Consider the following 16,376-nt stretch of genomic DNA (forward strand, 5'->3'; position numbering starts at 1 on the left):
GTCGCCTGAGTTCCGTGAAGGAGGCCTTCACGGACCGGCCCGCGAAACAAACCCCAGCCGGAGCCCAGTAGGCACCCTCGGCTCTGAACCGAATCGCCACTCACGACCACCTGGCCCCGCCACTACGGCCGACGTTGCGAAAGCCACTTTCGCAACACCCCGGCGATCCGCGCGGAGCCCCACCCGGCCAACCGGGGCCGGGATGGTCGTGCGTCTCCCTAGTCCCTCCGAAGGATACGGCGACCCCCGGAAGTGTGACAGCCGATCAGCCCAGTCGACAGCGCCGGAACCACGGTTCGTGACCGGATCATTTCGAACGCCCCTGGCAGGGAGGCTGGCGAGCAAACGACGGAATCGTTTGTCCCTCCTTGGTTCCCGCCCCGCCGTCGAAGAATCACTCAACGGAATCGCGGGCGCGAGCGAGCCGCGGGCCGGAATACTACGAAGTGACCACGGCAAGATCATTCCAACGGCCGAGGGTGCCGGACGCGGACGATGGCACGCTCGACGGTATGACTCACCGGACTTCGGCCGTCGCCGCCGCCAAGCACTCCGGCGGTCGGCGAATCCCTTCTCTCGACCTGCTCCGAGGGGTGGCGATTCTCGGCACGTTCGGGACGAACGTGTTCCTTTTCGCGCATCCCGGCGGGCCCATGGGATTCTTCCAGGACTTCACCGGCGCCGCGACGACCTTCGCCGAGCGCGCCGAAATCGGTCTTCGCTTGCTGAGCAACGGAAAATTCCTCGCCCTGCTCACGATCCTGTTCGGCGTGGGCCTGGAGTTGCAGTACCAGTCCGCCCGGCGGCGCGGTGTTCCCTGGCCGGGCAGGTATCCGCTCCGGGCGGGCATTCTCTTCCTGGAAGGATTCGCGCACTATCTGCTCGTGTTCGAAGCCGACGTGCTCATGGCCTACGGGCTCACCTCGCTGCTCGTCGCGTACCTCGTCGGCCGGAGCGATCGAGTCGTACGCAACGTCGTCGCCGTGGTGGGTGGCGTGTACGCCACGCTGCTGCTCGCCGTGACCGCGCTGCTCGTGGCCACACCGGACATCTCCGGCGAGCCGCCCCCGGTGGACCCCTCCGCAACGGCCAGCTGGCCCGCTCAGGTCGCCGTCCGGCTGAACGACTTCCTGCTGTTACGGGTCGAGATGATCCTGATCGTGCCCTCCGCCGTCGTCCTGTTCCTGCTCGGTTCACGCTTGCGCAGGGCCGGTGTCTTCGAAGACACGGTCGAAGGCGGGCGGCTCCGTTCCCGGCTGCTCGTACTCGGCTTCGCCGTCGCTCTGCCGCTGAACGTGTTGACAGCCTTCAGCGGGCCGGACTGGCTGCTCGTCGACAGGTACCTGTTGCCACCGCTCGTCGCACTGGGCCTGCTCGCCCTGGTCACCCATCTCACCCTCCGGATGCGCGACACGCCAGGGATCGTCCGAAGTGGACTGATGTCGGTCGGGCGCACCGCCCTCTCCTGCTACGTGCTCCAGAACCTGCTGGCCGGCATCCTTTGCTACGGCTGGGGTCTCGGACTCGCCGAGCGTTTCGCGGACGCCCGCCCCTGGTGGATCGTCGGGCTCTGGGGATTCGTCGGACTGGTGAACGTCGCCTTCGCCGTCGTGTGGCTTCGCTACTTCGACCGCGGCCCGCTCGAACTACTCATGCATCGCCTTTACACACCACGGCGGCGGGCCGACTGAGAATTTCCGCCGTGTCAAAAGTTTTCCAGTAGTAGACCGAAAGCGACCGGGCCCGATTGCCCGATTGGGCATATTTTGGGGAAACAGCCGGCCGCGAACCACACGAGGAGCACTAAGTCCCTATTCGATTCCCCCTCGCCGGAGTACAAAGGATCCGGGGAGGGGAAGGTAAGCGCCACCCCTCTTTCGTGGACGAGCCCATGTCAAAGGTGAGGTGCAGCCGTGCTCGAAGTCGAACTCGACATCTTCTCAGGTATGCCTAATCCAACCTGGACCCTCTCGGGGAGAGAGGAGCAGGAACTCATCGAAAGAATCTCGGCCGACCCGGCCCAGGTCTCGCCGTCGGCCACACTCGACGAACAGTTCAGTCTCGGCTATCGAGGCCTGCTCGTCCGGCTGACCAAGACGGACGACGGCCCTTGGAACAAACTCACTTCCGCCTGGGGAACACCGCTCCCCGGCGAATTCCGGATCGGCAGCAAACCCGCGACGGAGCCTGTCGCCGAGTGGCTCTTGCAGACCTCCGGGAGTTACCCGGACGCCGGAGTCGACGACGAATTGCGCGAAGTCGCGGCGAATGGCATCGACTTGGTGCAGTCGTCCTTCGACGCCGTGGATCCCGCCGGATTCGTCAGCAGCCACGCGGGCGGCACCGCTATTTCCGGCTTGGAAGGCGAAGGAGCGCACTCCCCCAACGAACCGGGTGACGTGCACGCCGAAGGCGCGACTTGGTGGGATTGCAACTCGAACTACTTCAACGCGAACGCGTCCCTGTTCAACCAGCCCGAAAACGTCGGCCGGAACAACTGTTACTGCTTCGCCAGCAACCACCTGGCGGGGGTGCGGTACGCGCTGCCGGGCAAGCGCGGCGGACGGCCCGCGACCTCGATCACCTGTGGCGGCGTGACCAATGGTCTTTACGCGGACGGCTGGAAGGACGGCTGCCAGACCAACGGCCTGACCATCGTGCTGGTGATCTGGCCGAACCGCGACTACCATTTCTACCGGCTCGTCACCGACGCGCCGTACTGGTGGTGGGGCCACAAACCCGGCGGGACACCCGCCAAGTACACCGACGACTGCGGCCACAGCATCTACCAGTACAACGGCCAGGGATACGCTCCCAACAACTGCTGCCGGGGGAACTACACCGACTTCTGCGGGTACTTCTACCAGAACAACAGCACAGCCCTCGTCGCCTAGGAGCAGCCATCACCGCATTTTCCGGTCTCCGGTGGATCCTCCTGGCGCTCGTCCTGTGCGCTTGCAGCACGGCGCCGACGACGCCAGGAGGGAACACCACCGTGGCCGAAAACGTATCCGTCGAGCTCGACCTCTTCTCGGGGATGCCGAACCCGGCTTGGACCTTGCGGAACGCGGAAGCAGCCGAGTTCCAGCGCAAACTCGAGTCCCTCCCAAAGGCGTCCGAGGGCCGGATCGCCAACAACCTCGGCTACCGCGGCTTCATCGTGCGCACCGGCGCCGCCACCGCGCTGGTCCAGCGCGGAATAGTGCAAATCACCCAGAACGACGGCACCCTTTTCCGCACCGACTCCGGACGGGCGCTGGAGCGATGGCTGCTGCAGTCGGGGAAGCCCCACGTCGATCCCAGGACCTTCGCGGACGCAGAACGCGAATTCGGCTGAGGAGCCGAATTCAGGGGCGACCCGATTCGCACCCGGTGAGAGAGCGGTCACCGATGACGTGGTGACCCAGCCGGATGCACGACTTCGCCCGCGCCCTTCGCGACGGCCTCGGCGAGCACGGCCGCAAGGCCCCGGGCGTCGGAAACCAGCATCGTCGACTGCGCATGCAGCCTTGTCATCCACGGCGTACTGCCTCCTGAGCAGAAAGCGGCGGCGCGACACCGCACGGAGCGCCGACACAGCCACGCCAGAGTGTCCATGATGGACAGTTCTCTCCGCACGCCGAAATGGCGGGCCGAATCACGGCATCCATTCTTCGCCCATGGCGTTTCTACTCGATACTCATTCAGGGCCGCGGCAGTACTGCGATATCCACCATCGAGATTACGGAGCGGATCGATCGCACAGGATACCGCATTGAGGACAAGCGACAATCTGACGTACAGTCGCAGGAGCACTCGGCCGCGCGAATAGGTCTCCGGATTCAGTGACGTGCGACGGACTGGGGTACACCGTTTCGCGCATCGCGGGGCCGACTGCCTTCCGATATCCGAAGAACCCGGAGGAGAGGGCGGTTTTTCGATGACTGATTCAGACTGGAGACCCGGATTACGAAGACGGGATTTCCTTGCCGCGGTAGGGGCTGCCGGTGGCGCGGGGACGCTGTTCGCGACCATGGGGGCGCTGGGGCTCGCGCCGACGGCGCAGGCGGCTCCGCCGTTCCGCGCGCCCCAGCGTTCGGATTTCGCCCTTTCGGGACGCGGTAAGGCGAAAGTGGTGATTCTGGGTGGCGGAATAGCAGGTTTGACCAGCGCCTACGAATTGGGCAAGGCGGGTTATGACTGCACCATCCTGGAGGCCAGGGACCGCACGGGCGGGCGGAACTTCACCGCCCGCGGCGGCACGGTGCAGACCGATGTCCGCGGGAACAAGCAGACGGCTCGCTTCAGTGACGATGTCTACATGAATACCGGTCCTGGCCGGATCCCGCAGTGGATGGTCACCCTCGACTACTGTCGCGAACTGGGTGTTCCGATCGAGGTGTTCACGAATAGCAACGCCAACGCTTTCCTGTACAACGAGGCGGCCGGAATGCGGGAACCGGTCCGGTACCGCACGGCGAAGGCGGATGTATACGGATACGTCAGCGAACTGCTCTCCAAAGCCACCGACAGGCACGCGCTGGACGGTGAACTCACCGAGGCGGACAAGGAACGACTGCTGGTTTTCCTGCGGGACTGGGGCGCGATCGGTGGCAAGGCGGCGAACCGGCGCTACCGTGGCACCCCGCGACGCGGCTACTCGGTCGATCCGGGCGCCGGTGATCAGGCAGGCACGCCGCTCGGCCCGGTCCCCTCGCTCGGCCGGACGTTCGCCGACGGCACCGGCCGGTACTTCTCTTTCGAATTCGACTACGACCAGGCGATGCTGATGTTCCAACCGGTCGGCGGCATGGACCGGATCCCGATGGCCCTGGCCCGTGAGATCGGCAAGCATCGTATTCGGCTGCGCACCGTGGTCACCAGGATCACCGGCGGACCGGACGAAGTCACCGTCACCTACCTCGACTCGAACGGCGAGCAGCGCCAGATCACCGCCGACTACTGCGTCGCGACCCTTCCGCCGCATGTCCTGGCCAGGATTCCGCACAACCTCGGCGCGGAAGTACAGAAAGCGCTCGGCACCTGGTCGATCGACACGGCCGCGAAGATCGGCCTGGAGTACCGCAGCCGGTGGTGGGAAACCGACCACCGGATCTACGGCGGGATCACCGAGACCGACCTCGACATCGAGCACCTCTGGTATCCGTCACAGGGTTTCCATGGCCCGCGCGGGCTTCTCGTGAATTACTGTTACGACGAGCATGCCAGGAGATACGGGGATCTCCAGCCCAGCGAGCGGGTGCGGCGGGCGGTGGCGCAAGGGGTCAAGATCCACGGCGCGAAACACCGCACCGAGCTGACGAACTCGTTCTCGGTTGCCTGGCACCTGATACCGCATATCGAAGGCGCCTGGGCGATTCCCCCGGTGGGCACCCCGGCTTACCGCTTGCTCGGCAAACCCGCCGGTCGGCTGTACTTCGCGGGCGACTGGCTCAGTCACCTGTCCAGCTGGCAGGCCGGCGCGTTCGAGTCCGCCCGACTGGCGGTCAGTCAGCTGCACGAGCGCGTCCTGTCCCGCTGATCGACCGGTGCGGCGGCCACCCGGGGGATACGCCGGGCGCGCAGCAGCAGCGCGATCTCCCGGGTGACGCTCATGCCGTGCAGCACGGACAGCCAGATGGCCAGGTAGGCGACGCCGTCCCTGGTGTACAGGCGACCGTTCCGCGCCGGGTCTCGTCGCAGGGTCATGGTGCGGTTGAGGCACAGCCCGAAGAAAGCCCCGATCGCCGTTCCGACCACCGCGATGCCGAGGTCACCGGAGGCGTAGCGATGCGGCCCGAGACCGAGGACGAGGTAGCCCATCACGGCGGCGGTCACGAACGGCATCACCGCCAGGAAGAGGTTGTGCGGGCGAACGCCGACCTGGGTGATCAGCACGATGACCAGGAAGATCGCGCCGACGATGAGTGCGTCGCTCATGGGAGTCTCCAGTCCGTCAGGTTTGTGGCGCGGCCATGCTACATCAGAAATAGCATGGCCGTGCTACAAAAATCTGCTCGTCGGCGTCCCGAGGCAGCTGCACCTTCCTGCGGGGATGATCGGGCCGATGCCGACAGGATTGGTCTGTTTTCACTGGTCGGAGGGGACTTTCGACTCTCGAAGCAGTCCGCGGAGTACGCCATGGTGGAGCAAACCCCAGGGGGCCGCTCGAATACCGAGGTGAGCGTCATGCAGGACGAGCCCGCCACGTGTATCTCCGCCCCTGCGAGGAGCGGTTGGCCGGCGGATGCCCGTGGCCGCCTCGGGCTCGACGACGTGCGGAAGGTCGAAGCGGAGACGAGGAGGCTCCGTGCGCTGGACTACCGCTACGGCGGCGGCCGGTGCTCGGACGCCGTGGCGGACCATCGACTCCGGGCGTCGCGTCTTCTCGGTCGGGACTGCGACGATCCGGTGCGGCGGCGGCTGTGCACCGCGTTGGCGGATCTGACGAATCTGTTGGGGTGGACGGCTTTCGACGACGGCCGGGCCGATCTCGCGCACGCCGCGTTCGACAGGGCGCTGCGGCTGGCAGACGCGGGTGAAGACGCCGTACTGGTCTCGAACATCTGCTACCGCAAGGGGCGGGTGTTCCTGCACTACGGCCGGTCTCGGCAGGCACTCGGCGCGTTCCGGCGCGGCGAGCGGGCGGCCGTGTCCGGCGGTTCGCCGCTGATGCTGAGCGTGCTGCGCGCGAACATGGCCTGGGCGTACGCGCAACTCGGTGACAGCCGGCAGGCGATCAGGTGGCTGGACTGGGCACGCGCGGCCTTCGACGAGTCCGACCTGACCGACGTTCCGCCGTATGCGGCGTTCTTCGGCGAGACCGACCTCGCGGCGATGGCCGGGACGGTGCACAACGAGCTCGCCACCACCGCGGATCCCGCCTACGCCGGCCCGGCGATCATCGAATTGACCGGCGTGGTCGATTCCTACACGTGCGCGATGGCGCGCAGCAAGGCGTTCTGCCTGACAATGCTGGCCACGAGCCACCTCGTCCACGGAGACGCCGATCATTCGATGAGGGTGGCCGACGCGGTGCTGACCAGCGCGGCGAGCTTGAACTCCACCCGCCTCGCGGACCGGTTGCGCCCGTTGTGGACGCAAGCGCATCTGCGCCGGGCCAACTCCGACGCACGCGACCTCGCCGACCGGATCGCGGATCTCCGAACCGCGGCGTAGGCAGAGTTTCGGCGCTCACCCGGGCGTGATGCCGAAGTGCTCGCGCACCTCACGGACCCGGGGCGGTCCGTTGAACCCCAGCGCACCCGCACCGACCACGATCGACCGGTCGTGCGTCCTGTACTCCTGCGGAGTCGACCAACGATCCTCGATGTCCGGCGACGCGGCGAAAGCCCGCATGACCGCCTCCATCACCGCAGTCGCCTCGGCCTTGTCCGCCGCCTCGATCACCACGTCACCGCGCTGCCAGCCGCCACCGAACTGCTCGCTGCAGTCCCACACCGCGGAAGTCACGCCGTAGACCGACATCGCCGCCGCGGCGAACGCCTTCTCACATCTGACGGCGCCCGTCGAACACCCTGAGACCGGCAGCAGGAAGCCCGCCAGCAGTGCCGGCAACCACCACAGTCGCTTGCTTCGTGTCATCGAAGCCGGCCCTTTCCCGGTGGTCACCGGGTGATGCCTGCCGCGCGGAGCCTGCCGGTGGCGTCGACGTCCACGCTGACTCTGACCAGCGAGCCACCCGGCGCCGCACCGCCTCCGGCGAGCGCGCCCACGACCACCGTGGCGAGCAGCAGCGGCATCAGTACCGTCCTGACCACCATCGCCCAGGGCGCCTTGCCGCCGATCCGGCCACCGTCGGCCATCCGCACGAGCCTGGTACCGGCGACGACCGCGCCGAGCGCACGGCCGTTCCGGTAGCACACGCCGTACAGCGACGGCACCGCGAACAGGATCGCCACGATGGACAGGGCGATCAGCCCACCGTCGAGGTTCGCCGAGCGATCCACGACGACCAAGACGATGACGCCGACTCCCACACCGAGAACGAACACGACGAAATCGATCAGCCAGGCCAAAAACTGCCTCCAGGCACCGGCCTCCACATAGGACACGCCGTCACGAAAGGACGCCACCCGCTTGGCGGCTCGCGGACCGAGCACCTGTTCCTGGATCTTGACCCTGTCCTGCCGGGAAAGCAGCCTGTCTGGCCTCTGGACAGTCATGATCCAGAGCGTATCCGACGCACCCCGCGGACGATGTGGTCCGTTCGACCCCTGCCGCCCCTCAGTCAGGCGTGAGGATTTCGGCCAGCCGAAGGGTGTCTTCGAGGTAGCGCTCGTAAGGAAACCCAGCCGCGACGAGCGCCTGGCGGAACTCGTCGTAAAGCGGCTTCCCGGCGACATGGAAGGCTTTCCGGCCGGACTCGGTGAGCCGGACCAGCCGCCGCCGCGCGTGCTCGGGGTCGACGACGATCTGCACCAGGCCGTCCGCCTCGAGCGGTCGCAGCGCCCGGCTGATCGCCGGGTCGGACACCGACATCGCCTGCGCGAGCCGATGCTGCGTCGCCGGCTCGATGTCCTCCAATGTGCCCAGAAGCCGTATCTGACTGTAGGTCAAGCCGTCGAGGTCGTCAGTGCGCCGCCGGGTCGCCTCGCCCAGCAGCATGACCACGCGGTGCAACAAGTCTGCGAGTCCGTCATCCACGACACTTACTGTACCAGAGTGTTGACAAGTTAATATTAACCAGGCAAGACTGGGGCCATGGACAACTTCTCTTTCCTCGCCCAATCCGCCTTCCCGCTGGTCTGGGTCGTGGTGCCCGCCGTCGGAGCAGCCATCCGCGCCCGCCACGCCACGTCACCCCGGGAACGGCTCGAGATCTGGCAGCGCTGGTGGGCCATCGGCGCCTTCGGCTGCGGCAGCCTGTGGATGACGGTCGCTTTCCTCGCCTTCCCGGACGTCATGGCCACGGCGATCGGCTTCGACCGGACCCCCTTCATGTTCGAAATCGCCTTCGCCAACCTCGGCATGGCCATCCTGGGCTTCCGAGCGGCCTCGGCATCCGCACGCGAACGCCTCACCATCGGCCTCGGCGGCGGGATGTTCCTCTGGGGAGCCGTCGTCGGTCACGTCTACCAGTGGTTCGCCAACGGTGACCACGCCCCCGGAAACACCGGCGGAGTCATCGTCACCGACATCCTGATCCCGGCGGTCATGATCATCCTTGCCGTCCGGTCCCGGCGATTCGAGACCACGCCACGACCGGCCGCGGAAATCGCCGCCTGAGACCGCTGGAGTTGTTTCCGACCATGAACACACAGACCAGTCACAACCCCGGCGAAGCGATCGGGAGGGCCTCCACCGAGCGGCTCACCATGTTCGTCGACGCGGCGATCGCCATCGCGCTCACGTTGCTGGCCCTGGATCTCCCGATCCCCCACGGCGACACCACCGGCGCCATGCTGAACTCGGTGGCGGCCCACGGCAAGGAATACCTCGCCTTCGCGCTCAGCTTCGTGGTGATCGCCGCCCACTGGCGCGCCCACCACGAGATCTTCCCCTACGTCCGCTCACTGAGCGGCCGCCTGATCAGCCTCACTTTCGCATGGCTGTTCATGCAGGTCCTGATGCCGTTCGCGACGCGGGTGATCACCGCCGAGGGCGCCTTCCCACTCCGGTTCAGCCTGTACGCGCTGGTGCAGGTTCTGGCGTCCGCGTCGTTCGCGCTCATCATCCGGGAGATCCGGCGCGAACACCTCTACCGGACGGACGGCCCACCCCGGGTGTTCGCCCAGAGCCTGACGCGCAGCGTCTGCTTGGTCGCGGTGTTCGGGGTGTCCATTCCCGTCGCGTTCCTGACCGAGGACGCCGGCGCGTACCTGTGCTGGCTCGCGGCGCCGATCGCGCTCGCCATCGCCCGCCGCGTCCAGGACCGGAGGCCGTCCGATGCCTGATCCGGTTCACACGGGCGGTATCTGAACGCAGGCCCCTGTGCAGTCCGATACGTGTAAGTGATAGCCGAAGGGGTCGGCGGGTCGACATCCCGTCAGCCGCTTCCCCGCGTTCACGAAATGCAAGGGAAAGCGGAACGCGGAGACCCATTCGTGTTCGTCGACTGCACTGTCAGAGTGATGACACCTCGGTTCCACCCAGTCGATCATCGGCGATTCCTAAGCTCAGACCATGTCAAAAGGCGTTGTGATCAAGGCAATCGGTCTGGTCTCCGGCATCCTGGGCATCTTGGCATTCTTCGGCCTGAAAGGCGCCAGCGACCTCGGCAAACCGCTCCCGCCCAGCAGGAGCGCCACGCCGGTGGCCACGCCAGGCTCGAACCCGCCCTCGGTGGATCCCGACGCGGGCAAGTGGGACTACATCCACGCGGCCGACAAAGCCTGCTACGCCGCGACAAGGAAAGTCGGCACCGCCGGGACGTATTCGACAGCGCGCCCCGCCGTATGGCCCGCCGCGATCGGCGTGCTGCGGACCGACATGATTTCGCGATGGAAGAAGACCGGTAAGCCGAATGATCCTTTCAGTACTTCTTTCGGCGACGAAACCGAGAAGGTGTGGGCGGACTACTCGGACGCGAACTGGTGGTGGTCGGACATGACCGGGAAGCTCAAGCTCGGAAAGTGGGACGACGCCCGCGCGTCCTACGAGAAGTTCAAGATCTACGACGACAGCGCGATCCGGCGTGCGACCGAACTGGGCTACGTCACCTGCAACCACGCATGGCCGAGGTTCACCGGCTGGTGACGTGGTCAGCCGTTGCGCCGGCGTGCCACGAGGTCGATCGCTGCCCGTCGTCGGGGCAGCGATCGTGCCCATCCGTCTTGGCCGAGGGCATGAAATCCGCTCCGTCGCAACCCTCCGGAAGCCATGAAATCGCAAAGCGAAAATCGTCAGAGGGCATAAAACTATTCAGTATGCAAATCTGACAGAGGGCATATAATTCGCGCGGTCGCAACAGTATCGAAAATAAACCTTAATGCTTGACAGTGCCGCGGACTCTTCTTATGGTCATTCGAGTTCCCGCCGACCGCTATCCAAAGGTGTTCATGGCCACGCCTCCGACGCTGCCGAAGTTCAGGCAGCAGTTGATTCTCGCCGTTCTCATGTTGTGTTCGCTGCTGATCTGGTTGGACAACACCGTCCTGAGTGCCACGCTGGAAACCCTCGCGGACCCGGTCCGCGGCCTGGGGGCCGATCCCGGCGAGCTGCAGTGGGCGACCGGTTCGTACACCCTGACCTTCGCCACATTGATGTTCACCGCGGGCGCGTTGGGCGATCGGTTCGGTCACCGGACTGTGTTTTCCAGCGGGTTGGTGATCTTCGCCGGGTCCTCGCTATGGGCTGCATACGCGAGCGATGCGGGCCAGCTGATCGCGGCCCGAGCCGTGATGGGGGTGGGCAGCGCGCTGATCACGCCCGCCATGTTGGCCATCCTCATGTGGACCTTCACCGGCCCCGCGCGGGCTGCCGCGATCGGCATATTCTCGACGTCGGCCGGTGTCGGAATGGCCGCCGGCCCGGTGCTGGCGGGATTCCTGCTCGACCATTTCCAGTGGGGCTCGGTCTTTCTGATCAATGTCCCGGTCTCGGTATCGGCACTGATCGGGCTCGCCATCCTGGTCCCGAATTTCCGCAGCCCCACCCGGCGGCCGCTGGACCCTGCTGGAATGCTGCTGTCGATCAGCGGGCTCGCGGCGTTGGCCTACGGGCTGATCCGGGCGGGCCAGGTGGCCACGTGGAGCCGGACCGACGTCTGGGCGCCGATCGTTGTCGGCCTGGTCTTGCTGGCCGTCTTCGTACTCGTCGAACTGCGCGTCAAGGTGCCCAGCTTTGATCCGCGACTGCTCGCGCAACGGACCTTCGGTGGCGGCAATGTGGCGCTCGGATTGCTACTCTTCTCCGTGGCCGCCATCACCTTCTACAACGCGTTCTACCTGCAAGGCGCGCTCGGGTTTTCGCCGATGAAGGCGGGTTTGGCCAATATCCCGACAGCGCTCGGCGCGCTCGCCGGGGCACCCCTTGCCTCGCGCTTGGTTCGGCGCCTGTCGCTCAGGCTCGTCACCGTGCCGGCACTGACCGTGGCCGCGCTGACCATGGGCGGGTACGGGTTCCTCGGACTGCAGACCCCACTCGTCTGGATCGAGATCCTGTTGCTGATACAGGGTCTTTCGATCGGGATGGTGATCGGCCCCGTCACGGCCGCGTTGATCGGCAACCTGCCGCTGGAGCAGGCAGGCGCGGGATCGGCCGTCACCAACACCGTGCGGCAAACCGGCAGCGTGATCGGAATCGCGGTGGGCGGCACGATCATGTCGATCATGTACCGGCGCGCGATCGAACCTTCACTGGAGGGTGTGCCCGGTCCGGTGCAGGATCAGGCACGACTCTCCGCCGAACAGGCCCGCCACGTCGCCGCCGCTGTCCACCGGCCCGCTCTCGCTCAGGCTGCCGACAATGCGTTTGTCCATGCCATGCACGTCGGCGCGGGCTGGATCGCGGTCATCGCACTCCTCGGAGCAGCTGTACTGCTGTTCACTTTGCCTGCTGCCGGAAAGAAGAAGGGTTCGACACCGGAGCCGGACCACGAAGAGGCCCGTGACTCCGAGACCAGGGCCGTCCAGGTGTCATAAAGGCAGTCGGGGCCCCAGCCGCTGCGGCTACCGGCCGGGCGGTGCGCCGGGAAACGGACGCACCGCCCGGCAATCAGCCGTTTACGCCTCCAGCGACGGCGGAAGACCAACCGGGATCGGCCGAAGTTCTCGACATCGAGAACTTCGGCCGTTCCGGGTACAGCCTTGATCAGCCCTGCGATTCGCTCTCGATCACGCCGACCTGATCCGGGGTATCCGGACCTGGCATGTGGCGGATGCTTTCGCTGCCCTTGTGATCGTGGGCGCGGGAGTACTGGGAATCCAGTACTCCCCGCAACTTGTGCGCCGCCCCGGCATATGCCTCGTCCACGGTCGCGGCGTGGTGGGTGACCGCGACCGGCTGCTTACCCCCGGGACGCGCTTCGATCACGCACTTCCTGTCTTCCGACTTGGCACCCCCGTTGTCGCTGAGGTGCACCTCCACCCGGGTCAACCATCCGCCGAACCTGGACAGGGTGTTCTCCAGGTCTGTCGTCACAAAGGCGACCAGTCGTTCGCCACCGTGAATGTTGTGGTCGGTGTTGACTTGGATCTGCACGAGCACCCTCCGCAGGAAGACAGCAATGATGTCCCTCAATACCACGAGAGGGACCAACTCAAACTCGAGGATTCAGCGCGCGCAACGTTTCCGCAAGCGGAGCTCGCCAGGGCACGGATCCACTCAAGAGGACCGTCCACATCCCGGCGTGAACCCGCACCACATCGAGGCCACGATCATCACCGGCGACCCGCACGCCTAGACTCATTGACACTGCGCCAACCCGACGCGGTGAGCATGACCTAGCGAAAGGCACCATCGATGGCACAAAAGGTATCCGTCCAGATCGTCGACGACATCGACGGTGGCGAAGCCACCCAGACCGTGCCCTTCGCACTCGACGGCGTCACCTACGAGATCGACCTCTCCGACGACAACGCCGGCGCCCTGCGCGACGAGCTCGAGCGCTTCATCGACGCGAGCAGGCGGACCGGCGGACGCAAGGTGAAGGTCGCAACCGGACAGTCCACAGTGACCGGTACCGCGGCGAAGCCCACCGACCGCGAGCGCAACCAGCAGGTCCGTGCCTGGGCGTCCGCGAACGGCTATGCCATCGCCGAACGCGGCCGCATCCCGAACGACATCTACGAAGCGTTCGACAACGCCGACTCGGCCGCCGCCGAACCTGCCGCCGAAGAGGCGCCCGCCAAACGCAAGCGCGCGCCCCGGAAGAAGTCCTAGCCCTCAGATCGCGCTTCCGGCCCGAATTCGGCTGGACGCCTGCACGAAGTAGTGAAAGCCACCGTTGACGGCTTCGCGCGACATGCGCCGACGCGGGCGGCCTCCCGACGTCGGGAGGCCGCCCGCGTCGCGTTTTTGACCTGCTGATCCCCGAGAGGGTTGCGGCCCGACACCGACGCGGCCATATCGATAGCGCCGAAGCACCTTCCTGCTGGACGACCACTTCGGGACTCGGCTCGCTGCCTGCCCAGGTGAGAGTTTGTCGGCGAGGAGGCGACGTCATCCGTCGTCGTCGGGGAGCCTGTCGAGGACCCTTTCGAGCGCGGGGCCGATGACGTCGAGCTCGGCCTCGGTGAGCGCGCCGATGAAGTACTGCCGGACGGCGGCGACGTGTGCGGGCGCGGCGGCGACGATGGCCGTCCGGCCCGCGTCGGTGAGCCGGACCATCGACCCGCGCGCGTCCTCGCTGCACTCCTCGCGGACGACGAGGCCGCGCTTCTCCATCCGGATGACCTGGTGAGAGATCCGGCTGCGCTCCCAGCAGACCATCCGGCCGAGGTCACGCGCCCGCAGCACTCCGTCCGGGGCCTCCGACAGCGGCACCATAAGGGTGTACTCCGCCGCGGACAGCCCCGCGTCCTGGAGCAGTTGTCGGTCCAGCACCGCGGTCAGCTGCGGCATCACGTTGATCATCCCGCGCCACGCGCGCGCCTCCCGCTCGTCGAGCCAGCGCGTCTCACCCATTGCTGATCAGGGGCGTCGGGTACCGCTACGCGGCCCGCTTTCCCCTCCCCCTTCCTCGCAGACGGCTTGCCGATGAACCTCCGGCCATGCGGAGCCTATCAGCGATGTTGACGCGTCATCGAAATTCCAGTAGATGTAGACACGTCAACAAAAACCGGTGCTGCCCCGCATCACCCGGTCCTGCCACAGGGAAGCCACCGTCGCGATGAACGTCGTGCCGGTCGGTGCCGTGGCCCGCTGTCGATTCGGTCGACACCCACACGCGATACAAGGGATTTGCCATGAGCGCCAAGAAGATCGGGCTCGATGCGTTGCTGACTCCGGAGGAAAGTGTCCTCCTGCTGATCGACCACCAGCCGTTCCAGTTCGCCAACCTCAACAGCCACGAACCGACGATGGTCGTCAACAACGCCGTCGGGCTCGCGAAGACCGCCAAGGCGTTCGGCATCCCCACGATCCTGACCACGGTCATGGAAGAACGCGGCGGCAACCTGATCCAGGGACTGCAGGACGTCTTCCCCGACCAGAAGCCGATCAACCGGACGCTCATCAACACCTGGCAGGACAGCCGCGTGGTGGACGCCGTCAGGGCGACCGGGCGCAAGAAACTGATCATCGCGGGTCTCTGGACGGAGATCTGCGTGGCCATGCCGGCGATTCAGGCCCTCGACGACGACTACGCCGTCTACGTCGTGACAGACGCCTCCGGCGGAGTGTCGGCCGAAGCGCATGACATGGCCGTACGACGCATGATCCAGGCGGGCGTCGTGCCGATGACCTGGGTCGCCGTCCAGGGTGAGCTGCAGCGTGACTGGGCTCGCGAAGCGACCATCCCGGCGCTCGTCGAGGTCGCCGCACAGCACCAAGGCGGCACCGGGATCGCCTTCGCCTGGGAGACGCAGCTGCTCGACACGCCCGTCGGCACTCACGCATAGCGGCACGTCTTGCTGACCTGTCTCGAGTGCGATGAACATCCAGGAGCAACCCGATGAGTGACCTCGTGCTCGGCCTCGAAACCTTCGGTGACATCCGCCTCGGCTCCGGCGTCACCGTGCTCAGCTCCGACGACCCCGTGCGCGTCTTCCAGCGCTTCGCCACCCTCGACGCGATCTCGTCGGGCCGCGCCGAGGTGATCCTCGGGCGCGGCTCGTTCACCGAGTCGTTCCCCCTGTTCGGCTACGACCTCGCCGACTACGAGGTGCTCTTCGAGGAGAAGCTCGAACTGTTCGTCCGGCTCCTCGACGAGAAGCCGCTCACGTGGACCGGCACCGTGCGCGCTCCGCTCGAACACGCCGACGTGTACCCCAAGACCGACTTCGGACGCCTGACCACCTGGGTCGGCGTCGGCGGTTCACCGCAGTCGATCATCCGCACCGCCCGCCACGGCCTGCCGCTCTGGTGGGACCTGCTCATCAGCGTGGCCGGTGCGCTCGTGCTGACCTGGCTCGCGCTCATCGTCACGCTGGTCCTCGTCCGGCCGCGCGGTGGCCTGCTGCGAGAAGCGTTGCGACTCCTGCCCGACGTACTGCGGCTCATCCGGCGCCTCGCTCAAGACAAGACCCTCGGCAAGGGTGTGCGGATCCGGCTCGCGCTCCAGCTGGTTTACCTGGCGCTGCCGATCGACCTCATCCCCGACGTCATCCCGGTGCTCGGCTACGCCGACGACGCCATCATCGTCACCGCCGTCCTGCGCGGCGTCGTCCGCCACGTCGGGATCGACACCGTCCGTGCGCACTGGCCAGGCACGGACGATGGTTTCGGCACTTTGGCCCGGCTGACCGGGATCCGCGCCTCGACGAGTTGAGCGA

At 66.3% G+C, this 16,376-nt stretch carries 19 protein-coding genes and 1 pseudogene; 13 read left to right on the forward strand and 7 right to left on the reverse strand.

Annotated elements, in window-relative coordinates; genetic code table 11:
* The first annotated feature begins 512 nt into the window (after positions 1 to 512).
* The 3 genes from ACZ6YV_RS00955 (at position 513) to ACZ6YV_RS00965 (ending at position 3,337) form a co-directional block, all read left to right on the forward strand.
* A complete protein-coding gene (locus tag ACZ6YV_RS00955) occupies positions 513 to 1,691 on the forward strand; it encodes a DUF418 domain-containing protein (RefSeq protein WP_465507704.1) in 1,179 nt (392 codons plus the stop codon).
* A 255-nt stretch (positions 1,692 to 1,946) separates the two neighbouring features.
* Positions 1,947 to 2,894, forward strand: coding sequence for a hypothetical protein (locus tag ACZ6YV_RS00960; protein ID WP_465507705.1), 948 nt, complete (start codon positions 1,947 to 1,949; stop codon positions 2,892 to 2,894).
* A 101-nt stretch (positions 2,895 to 2,995) separates the two neighbouring features.
* Positions 2,996 to 3,337 (forward strand): hypothetical protein, encoded by a 342-nt coding sequence (locus ACZ6YV_RS00965; RefSeq protein WP_465507706.1) that lies wholly within the window; start codon positions 2,996 to 2,998, stop codon positions 3,335 to 3,337.
* 47 nt (positions 3,338 to 3,384) lie between these two features.
* On the opposite strand, the gene ACZ6YV_RS00970 is transcribed toward ACZ6YV_RS00965, so the two are convergent.
* A complete protein-coding gene (locus ACZ6YV_RS00970) occupies positions 3,385 to 3,516 on the reverse strand; it encodes a hypothetical protein (protein ID WP_465507707.1) in 132 nt (43 codons plus the stop codon).
* Between the two features lie 403 nt (positions 3,517 to 3,919).
* Here ACZ6YV_RS00970 and ACZ6YV_RS00975 point away from each other — a divergent pair, with 403 nt between their 5' ends.
* Positions 3,920 to 5,521 carry a flavin monoamine oxidase family protein gene (locus ACZ6YV_RS00975; RefSeq protein ID WP_465507708.1) on the forward strand — a complete coding sequence of 534 codons (1,602 nt, stop codon included), beginning with the start codon at positions 3,920 to 3,922 and terminating at the stop codon, positions 5,519 to 5,521.
* Here ACZ6YV_RS00975 and ACZ6YV_RS00980 read toward each other — a convergent pair.
* Positions 5,491 to 5,919 (reverse strand): hypothetical protein, encoded by a 429-nt coding sequence (locus ACZ6YV_RS00980; RefSeq protein WP_465507709.1) that lies wholly within the window; start codon positions 5,917 to 5,919, stop codon positions 5,491 to 5,493. The genes ACZ6YV_RS00975 and ACZ6YV_RS00980 overlap by 31 nt on opposite strands.
* A gap of 249 nt (positions 5,920 to 6,168) precedes the next feature.
* Between ACZ6YV_RS00980 and ACZ6YV_RS00985 the strand changes: the two genes are divergently transcribed.
* Entirely contained in the window at positions 6,169 to 7,158 is a 990-nt protein-coding gene (locus tag ACZ6YV_RS00985; RefSeq protein WP_465507710.1) for a tetratricopeptide repeat protein, read from the forward strand.
* A 15-nt stretch (positions 7,159 to 7,173) separates the two neighbouring features.
* Here ACZ6YV_RS00985 and ACZ6YV_RS00990 read toward each other — a convergent pair whose 3' ends face one another.
* From ACZ6YV_RS00990 to ACZ6YV_RS01000, 3 genes are all read right to left on the reverse strand, one after another.
* Positions 7,174 to 7,584, reverse strand: coding sequence for a hypothetical protein (locus ACZ6YV_RS00990; RefSeq protein WP_465507711.1), 411 nt, complete (start codon positions 7,582 to 7,584; stop codon positions 7,174 to 7,176).
* Positions 7,585 to 7,607: 23 nt separating this feature from the next.
* A complete protein-coding gene (locus ACZ6YV_RS00995; RefSeq protein ID WP_465507712.1) occupies positions 7,608 to 8,165 on the reverse strand; it encodes an RDD family protein in 558 nt (185 codons plus the stop codon).
* A 61-nt stretch (positions 8,166 to 8,226) separates the two neighbouring features.
* Positions 8,227 to 8,646 (reverse strand): MarR family winged helix-turn-helix transcriptional regulator, encoded by a 420-nt coding sequence (locus ACZ6YV_RS01000; RefSeq protein WP_465507713.1) that lies wholly within the window; start codon positions 8,644 to 8,646, stop codon positions 8,227 to 8,229.
* A 57-nt stretch (positions 8,647 to 8,703) separates the two neighbouring features.
* Between ACZ6YV_RS01000 and ACZ6YV_RS01005 the strand changes: the two genes are divergently transcribed.
* The 4 genes from ACZ6YV_RS01005 (at position 8,704) to ACZ6YV_RS01020 (ending at position 12,584) form a co-directional block, all read left to right on the forward strand.
* Positions 8,704 to 9,228, forward strand: coding sequence for a DUF6790 family protein (locus tag ACZ6YV_RS01005; RefSeq protein WP_465507714.1), 525 nt, complete (start codon positions 8,704 to 8,706; stop codon positions 9,226 to 9,228).
* 23 nt (positions 9,229 to 9,251) lie between these two features.
* Positions 9,252 to 9,896 carry a TMEM175 family protein gene (locus tag ACZ6YV_RS01010; protein ID WP_465507715.1) on the forward strand — a complete coding sequence of 215 codons (645 nt, stop codon included), beginning with the start codon at positions 9,252 to 9,254 and terminating at the stop codon, positions 9,894 to 9,896.
* A 229-nt stretch (positions 9,897 to 10,125) separates the two neighbouring features.
* The gene (locus ACZ6YV_RS01015) at positions 10,126 to 10,698 is read left to right on the forward strand and encodes a hypothetical protein (protein WP_465507716.1); all 573 of its coding nucleotides are present in this window, start codon (positions 10,126 to 10,128) and stop codon (positions 10,696 to 10,698) included.
* A 302-nt stretch (positions 10,699 to 11,000) separates the two neighbouring features.
* Positions 11,001 to 12,584 carry an MFS transporter gene (locus ACZ6YV_RS01020; RefSeq protein ID WP_465507717.1) on the forward strand — a complete coding sequence of 528 codons (1,584 nt, stop codon included), beginning with the start codon at positions 11,001 to 11,003 and terminating at the stop codon, positions 12,582 to 12,584.
* A 169-nt stretch (positions 12,585 to 12,753) separates the two neighbouring features.
* Here the strand turns inward: ACZ6YV_RS01020 and ACZ6YV_RS01025 are convergent, their stop codons facing one another.
* Positions 12,754 to 13,149 (reverse strand): HPF/RaiA family ribosome-associated protein, encoded by a 396-nt coding sequence (locus tag ACZ6YV_RS01025; RefSeq protein WP_465507718.1) that lies wholly within the window; start codon positions 13,147 to 13,149, stop codon positions 12,754 to 12,756.
* Between the two features lie 255 nt (positions 13,150 to 13,404).
* On the opposite strand from ACZ6YV_RS01025, the gene ACZ6YV_RS01030 reads away from it, so the two are divergent.
* Positions 13,405 to 13,824 (forward strand): histone-like nucleoid-structuring protein Lsr2, encoded by a 420-nt coding sequence (locus tag ACZ6YV_RS01030; RefSeq protein ID WP_465507719.1) that lies wholly within the window; start codon positions 13,405 to 13,407, stop codon positions 13,822 to 13,824.
* A gap of 279 nt (positions 13,825 to 14,103) precedes the next feature.
* Here the strand turns inward: ACZ6YV_RS01030 and ACZ6YV_RS01035 are convergent, their stop codons facing one another.
* Positions 14,104 to 14,568 carry a MarR family winged helix-turn-helix transcriptional regulator gene (locus ACZ6YV_RS01035; RefSeq protein ID WP_465507720.1) on the reverse strand — a complete coding sequence of 155 codons (465 nt, stop codon included), beginning with the start codon at positions 14,566 to 14,568 and terminating at the stop codon, positions 14,104 to 14,106.
* 281 nt (positions 14,569 to 14,849) lie between these two features.
* On the opposite strand from ACZ6YV_RS01035, the gene ACZ6YV_RS01040 reads away from it, so the two are divergent.
* The 3 genes and pseudogenes from ACZ6YV_RS01040 to ACZ6YV_RS01050 all read left to right on the forward strand — a co-directional run bounded on the left by ACZ6YV_RS01040 (position 14,850) and on the right by ACZ6YV_RS01050 (position 16,372).
* Complete coding sequence (locus tag ACZ6YV_RS01040; RefSeq protein WP_465507721.1) at positions 14,850 to 15,503, forward strand: hydrolase; 654 nt, start codon at positions 14,850 to 14,852, stop codon at positions 15,501 to 15,503.
* Between the two features lie 53 nt (positions 15,504 to 15,556).
* Positions 15,557 to 15,952: pseudogene (locus ACZ6YV_RS01045) on the forward strand (LLM class flavin-dependent oxidoreductase); the annotation flags it as partial.
* Between the two features lie 3 nt (positions 15,953 to 15,955).
* A complete protein-coding gene (locus tag ACZ6YV_RS01050; RefSeq protein ID WP_465508497.1) occupies positions 15,956 to 16,372 on the forward strand; it encodes a YkvA family protein in 417 nt (138 codons plus the stop codon).
* The last annotated feature ends 4 nt before the right edge of the window (positions 16,373 to 16,376 follow it).

The sequence above is a fragment of the Amycolatopsis sp. NPDC102522 genome (genome assembly GCF_055584485.1).

What these genes read in the sequence shown, in the direction of transcription:
- ACZ6YV_RS00955 (WP_465507704.1), top strand. Translation starts at nt 513, where the DNA reads ATGACTCACCGGACTTCGGCCGTCGCCGCCGCCAAGCACTCCGGCGGT.
- ACZ6YV_RS00960 (WP_465507705.1), top strand. Translation starts at nt 1,947, where the DNA reads ATGCCTAATCCAACCTGGACCCTCTCGGGGAGAGAGGAGCAGGAACTC.
- ACZ6YV_RS00970 (WP_465507707.1), bottom strand. Translation starts at nt 3,516, where the DNA reads ATGACAAGGCTGCATGCGCAGTCGACGATGCTGGTTTCCGACGCCCGG.
- ACZ6YV_RS00975 (WP_465507708.1), top strand. Translation starts at nt 3,920, where the DNA reads ATGACTGATTCAGACTGGAGACCCGGATTACGAAGACGGGATTTCCTT.
- ACZ6YV_RS00980 (WP_465507709.1), bottom strand. Translation starts at nt 5,919, where the DNA reads ATGAGCGACGCACTCATCGTCGGCGCGATCTTCCTGGTCATCGTGCTG.
- ACZ6YV_RS00985 (WP_465507710.1), top strand. Translation starts at nt 6,169, where the DNA reads ATGCAGGACGAGCCCGCCACGTGTATCTCCGCCCCTGCGAGGAGCGGT.
- ACZ6YV_RS00990 (WP_465507711.1), bottom strand. Translation starts at nt 7,584, where the DNA reads ATGACACGAAGCAAGCGACTGTGGTGGTTGCCGGCACTGCTGGCGGGC.
- ACZ6YV_RS00995 (WP_465507712.1), bottom strand. Translation starts at nt 8,165, where the DNA reads ATGACTGTCCAGAGGCCAGACAGGCTGCTTTCCCGGCAGGACAGGGTC.
- ACZ6YV_RS01005 (WP_465507714.1), top strand. Translation starts at nt 8,704, where the DNA reads ATGGACAACTTCTCTTTCCTCGCCCAATCCGCCTTCCCGCTGGTCTGG.
- ACZ6YV_RS01010 (WP_465507715.1), top strand. Translation starts at nt 9,252, where the DNA reads ATGAACACACAGACCAGTCACAACCCCGGCGAAGCGATCGGGAGGGCC.
- ACZ6YV_RS01015 (WP_465507716.1), top strand. Translation starts at nt 10,126, where the DNA reads ATGTCAAAAGGCGTTGTGATCAAGGCAATCGGTCTGGTCTCCGGCATC.
- ACZ6YV_RS01020 (WP_465507717.1), top strand. Translation starts at nt 11,001, where the DNA reads ATGGCCACGCCTCCGACGCTGCCGAAGTTCAGGCAGCAGTTGATTCTC.
- ACZ6YV_RS01030 (WP_465507719.1), top strand. Translation starts at nt 13,405, where the DNA reads ATGGCACAAAAGGTATCCGTCCAGATCGTCGACGACATCGACGGTGGC.
- ACZ6YV_RS01035 (WP_465507720.1), bottom strand. Translation starts at nt 14,568, where the DNA reads ATGGGTGAGACGCGCTGGCTCGACGAGCGGGAGGCGCGCGCGTGGCGC.
- ACZ6YV_RS01040 (WP_465507721.1), top strand. Translation starts at nt 14,850, where the DNA reads ATGAGCGCCAAGAAGATCGGGCTCGATGCGTTGCTGACTCCGGAGGAA.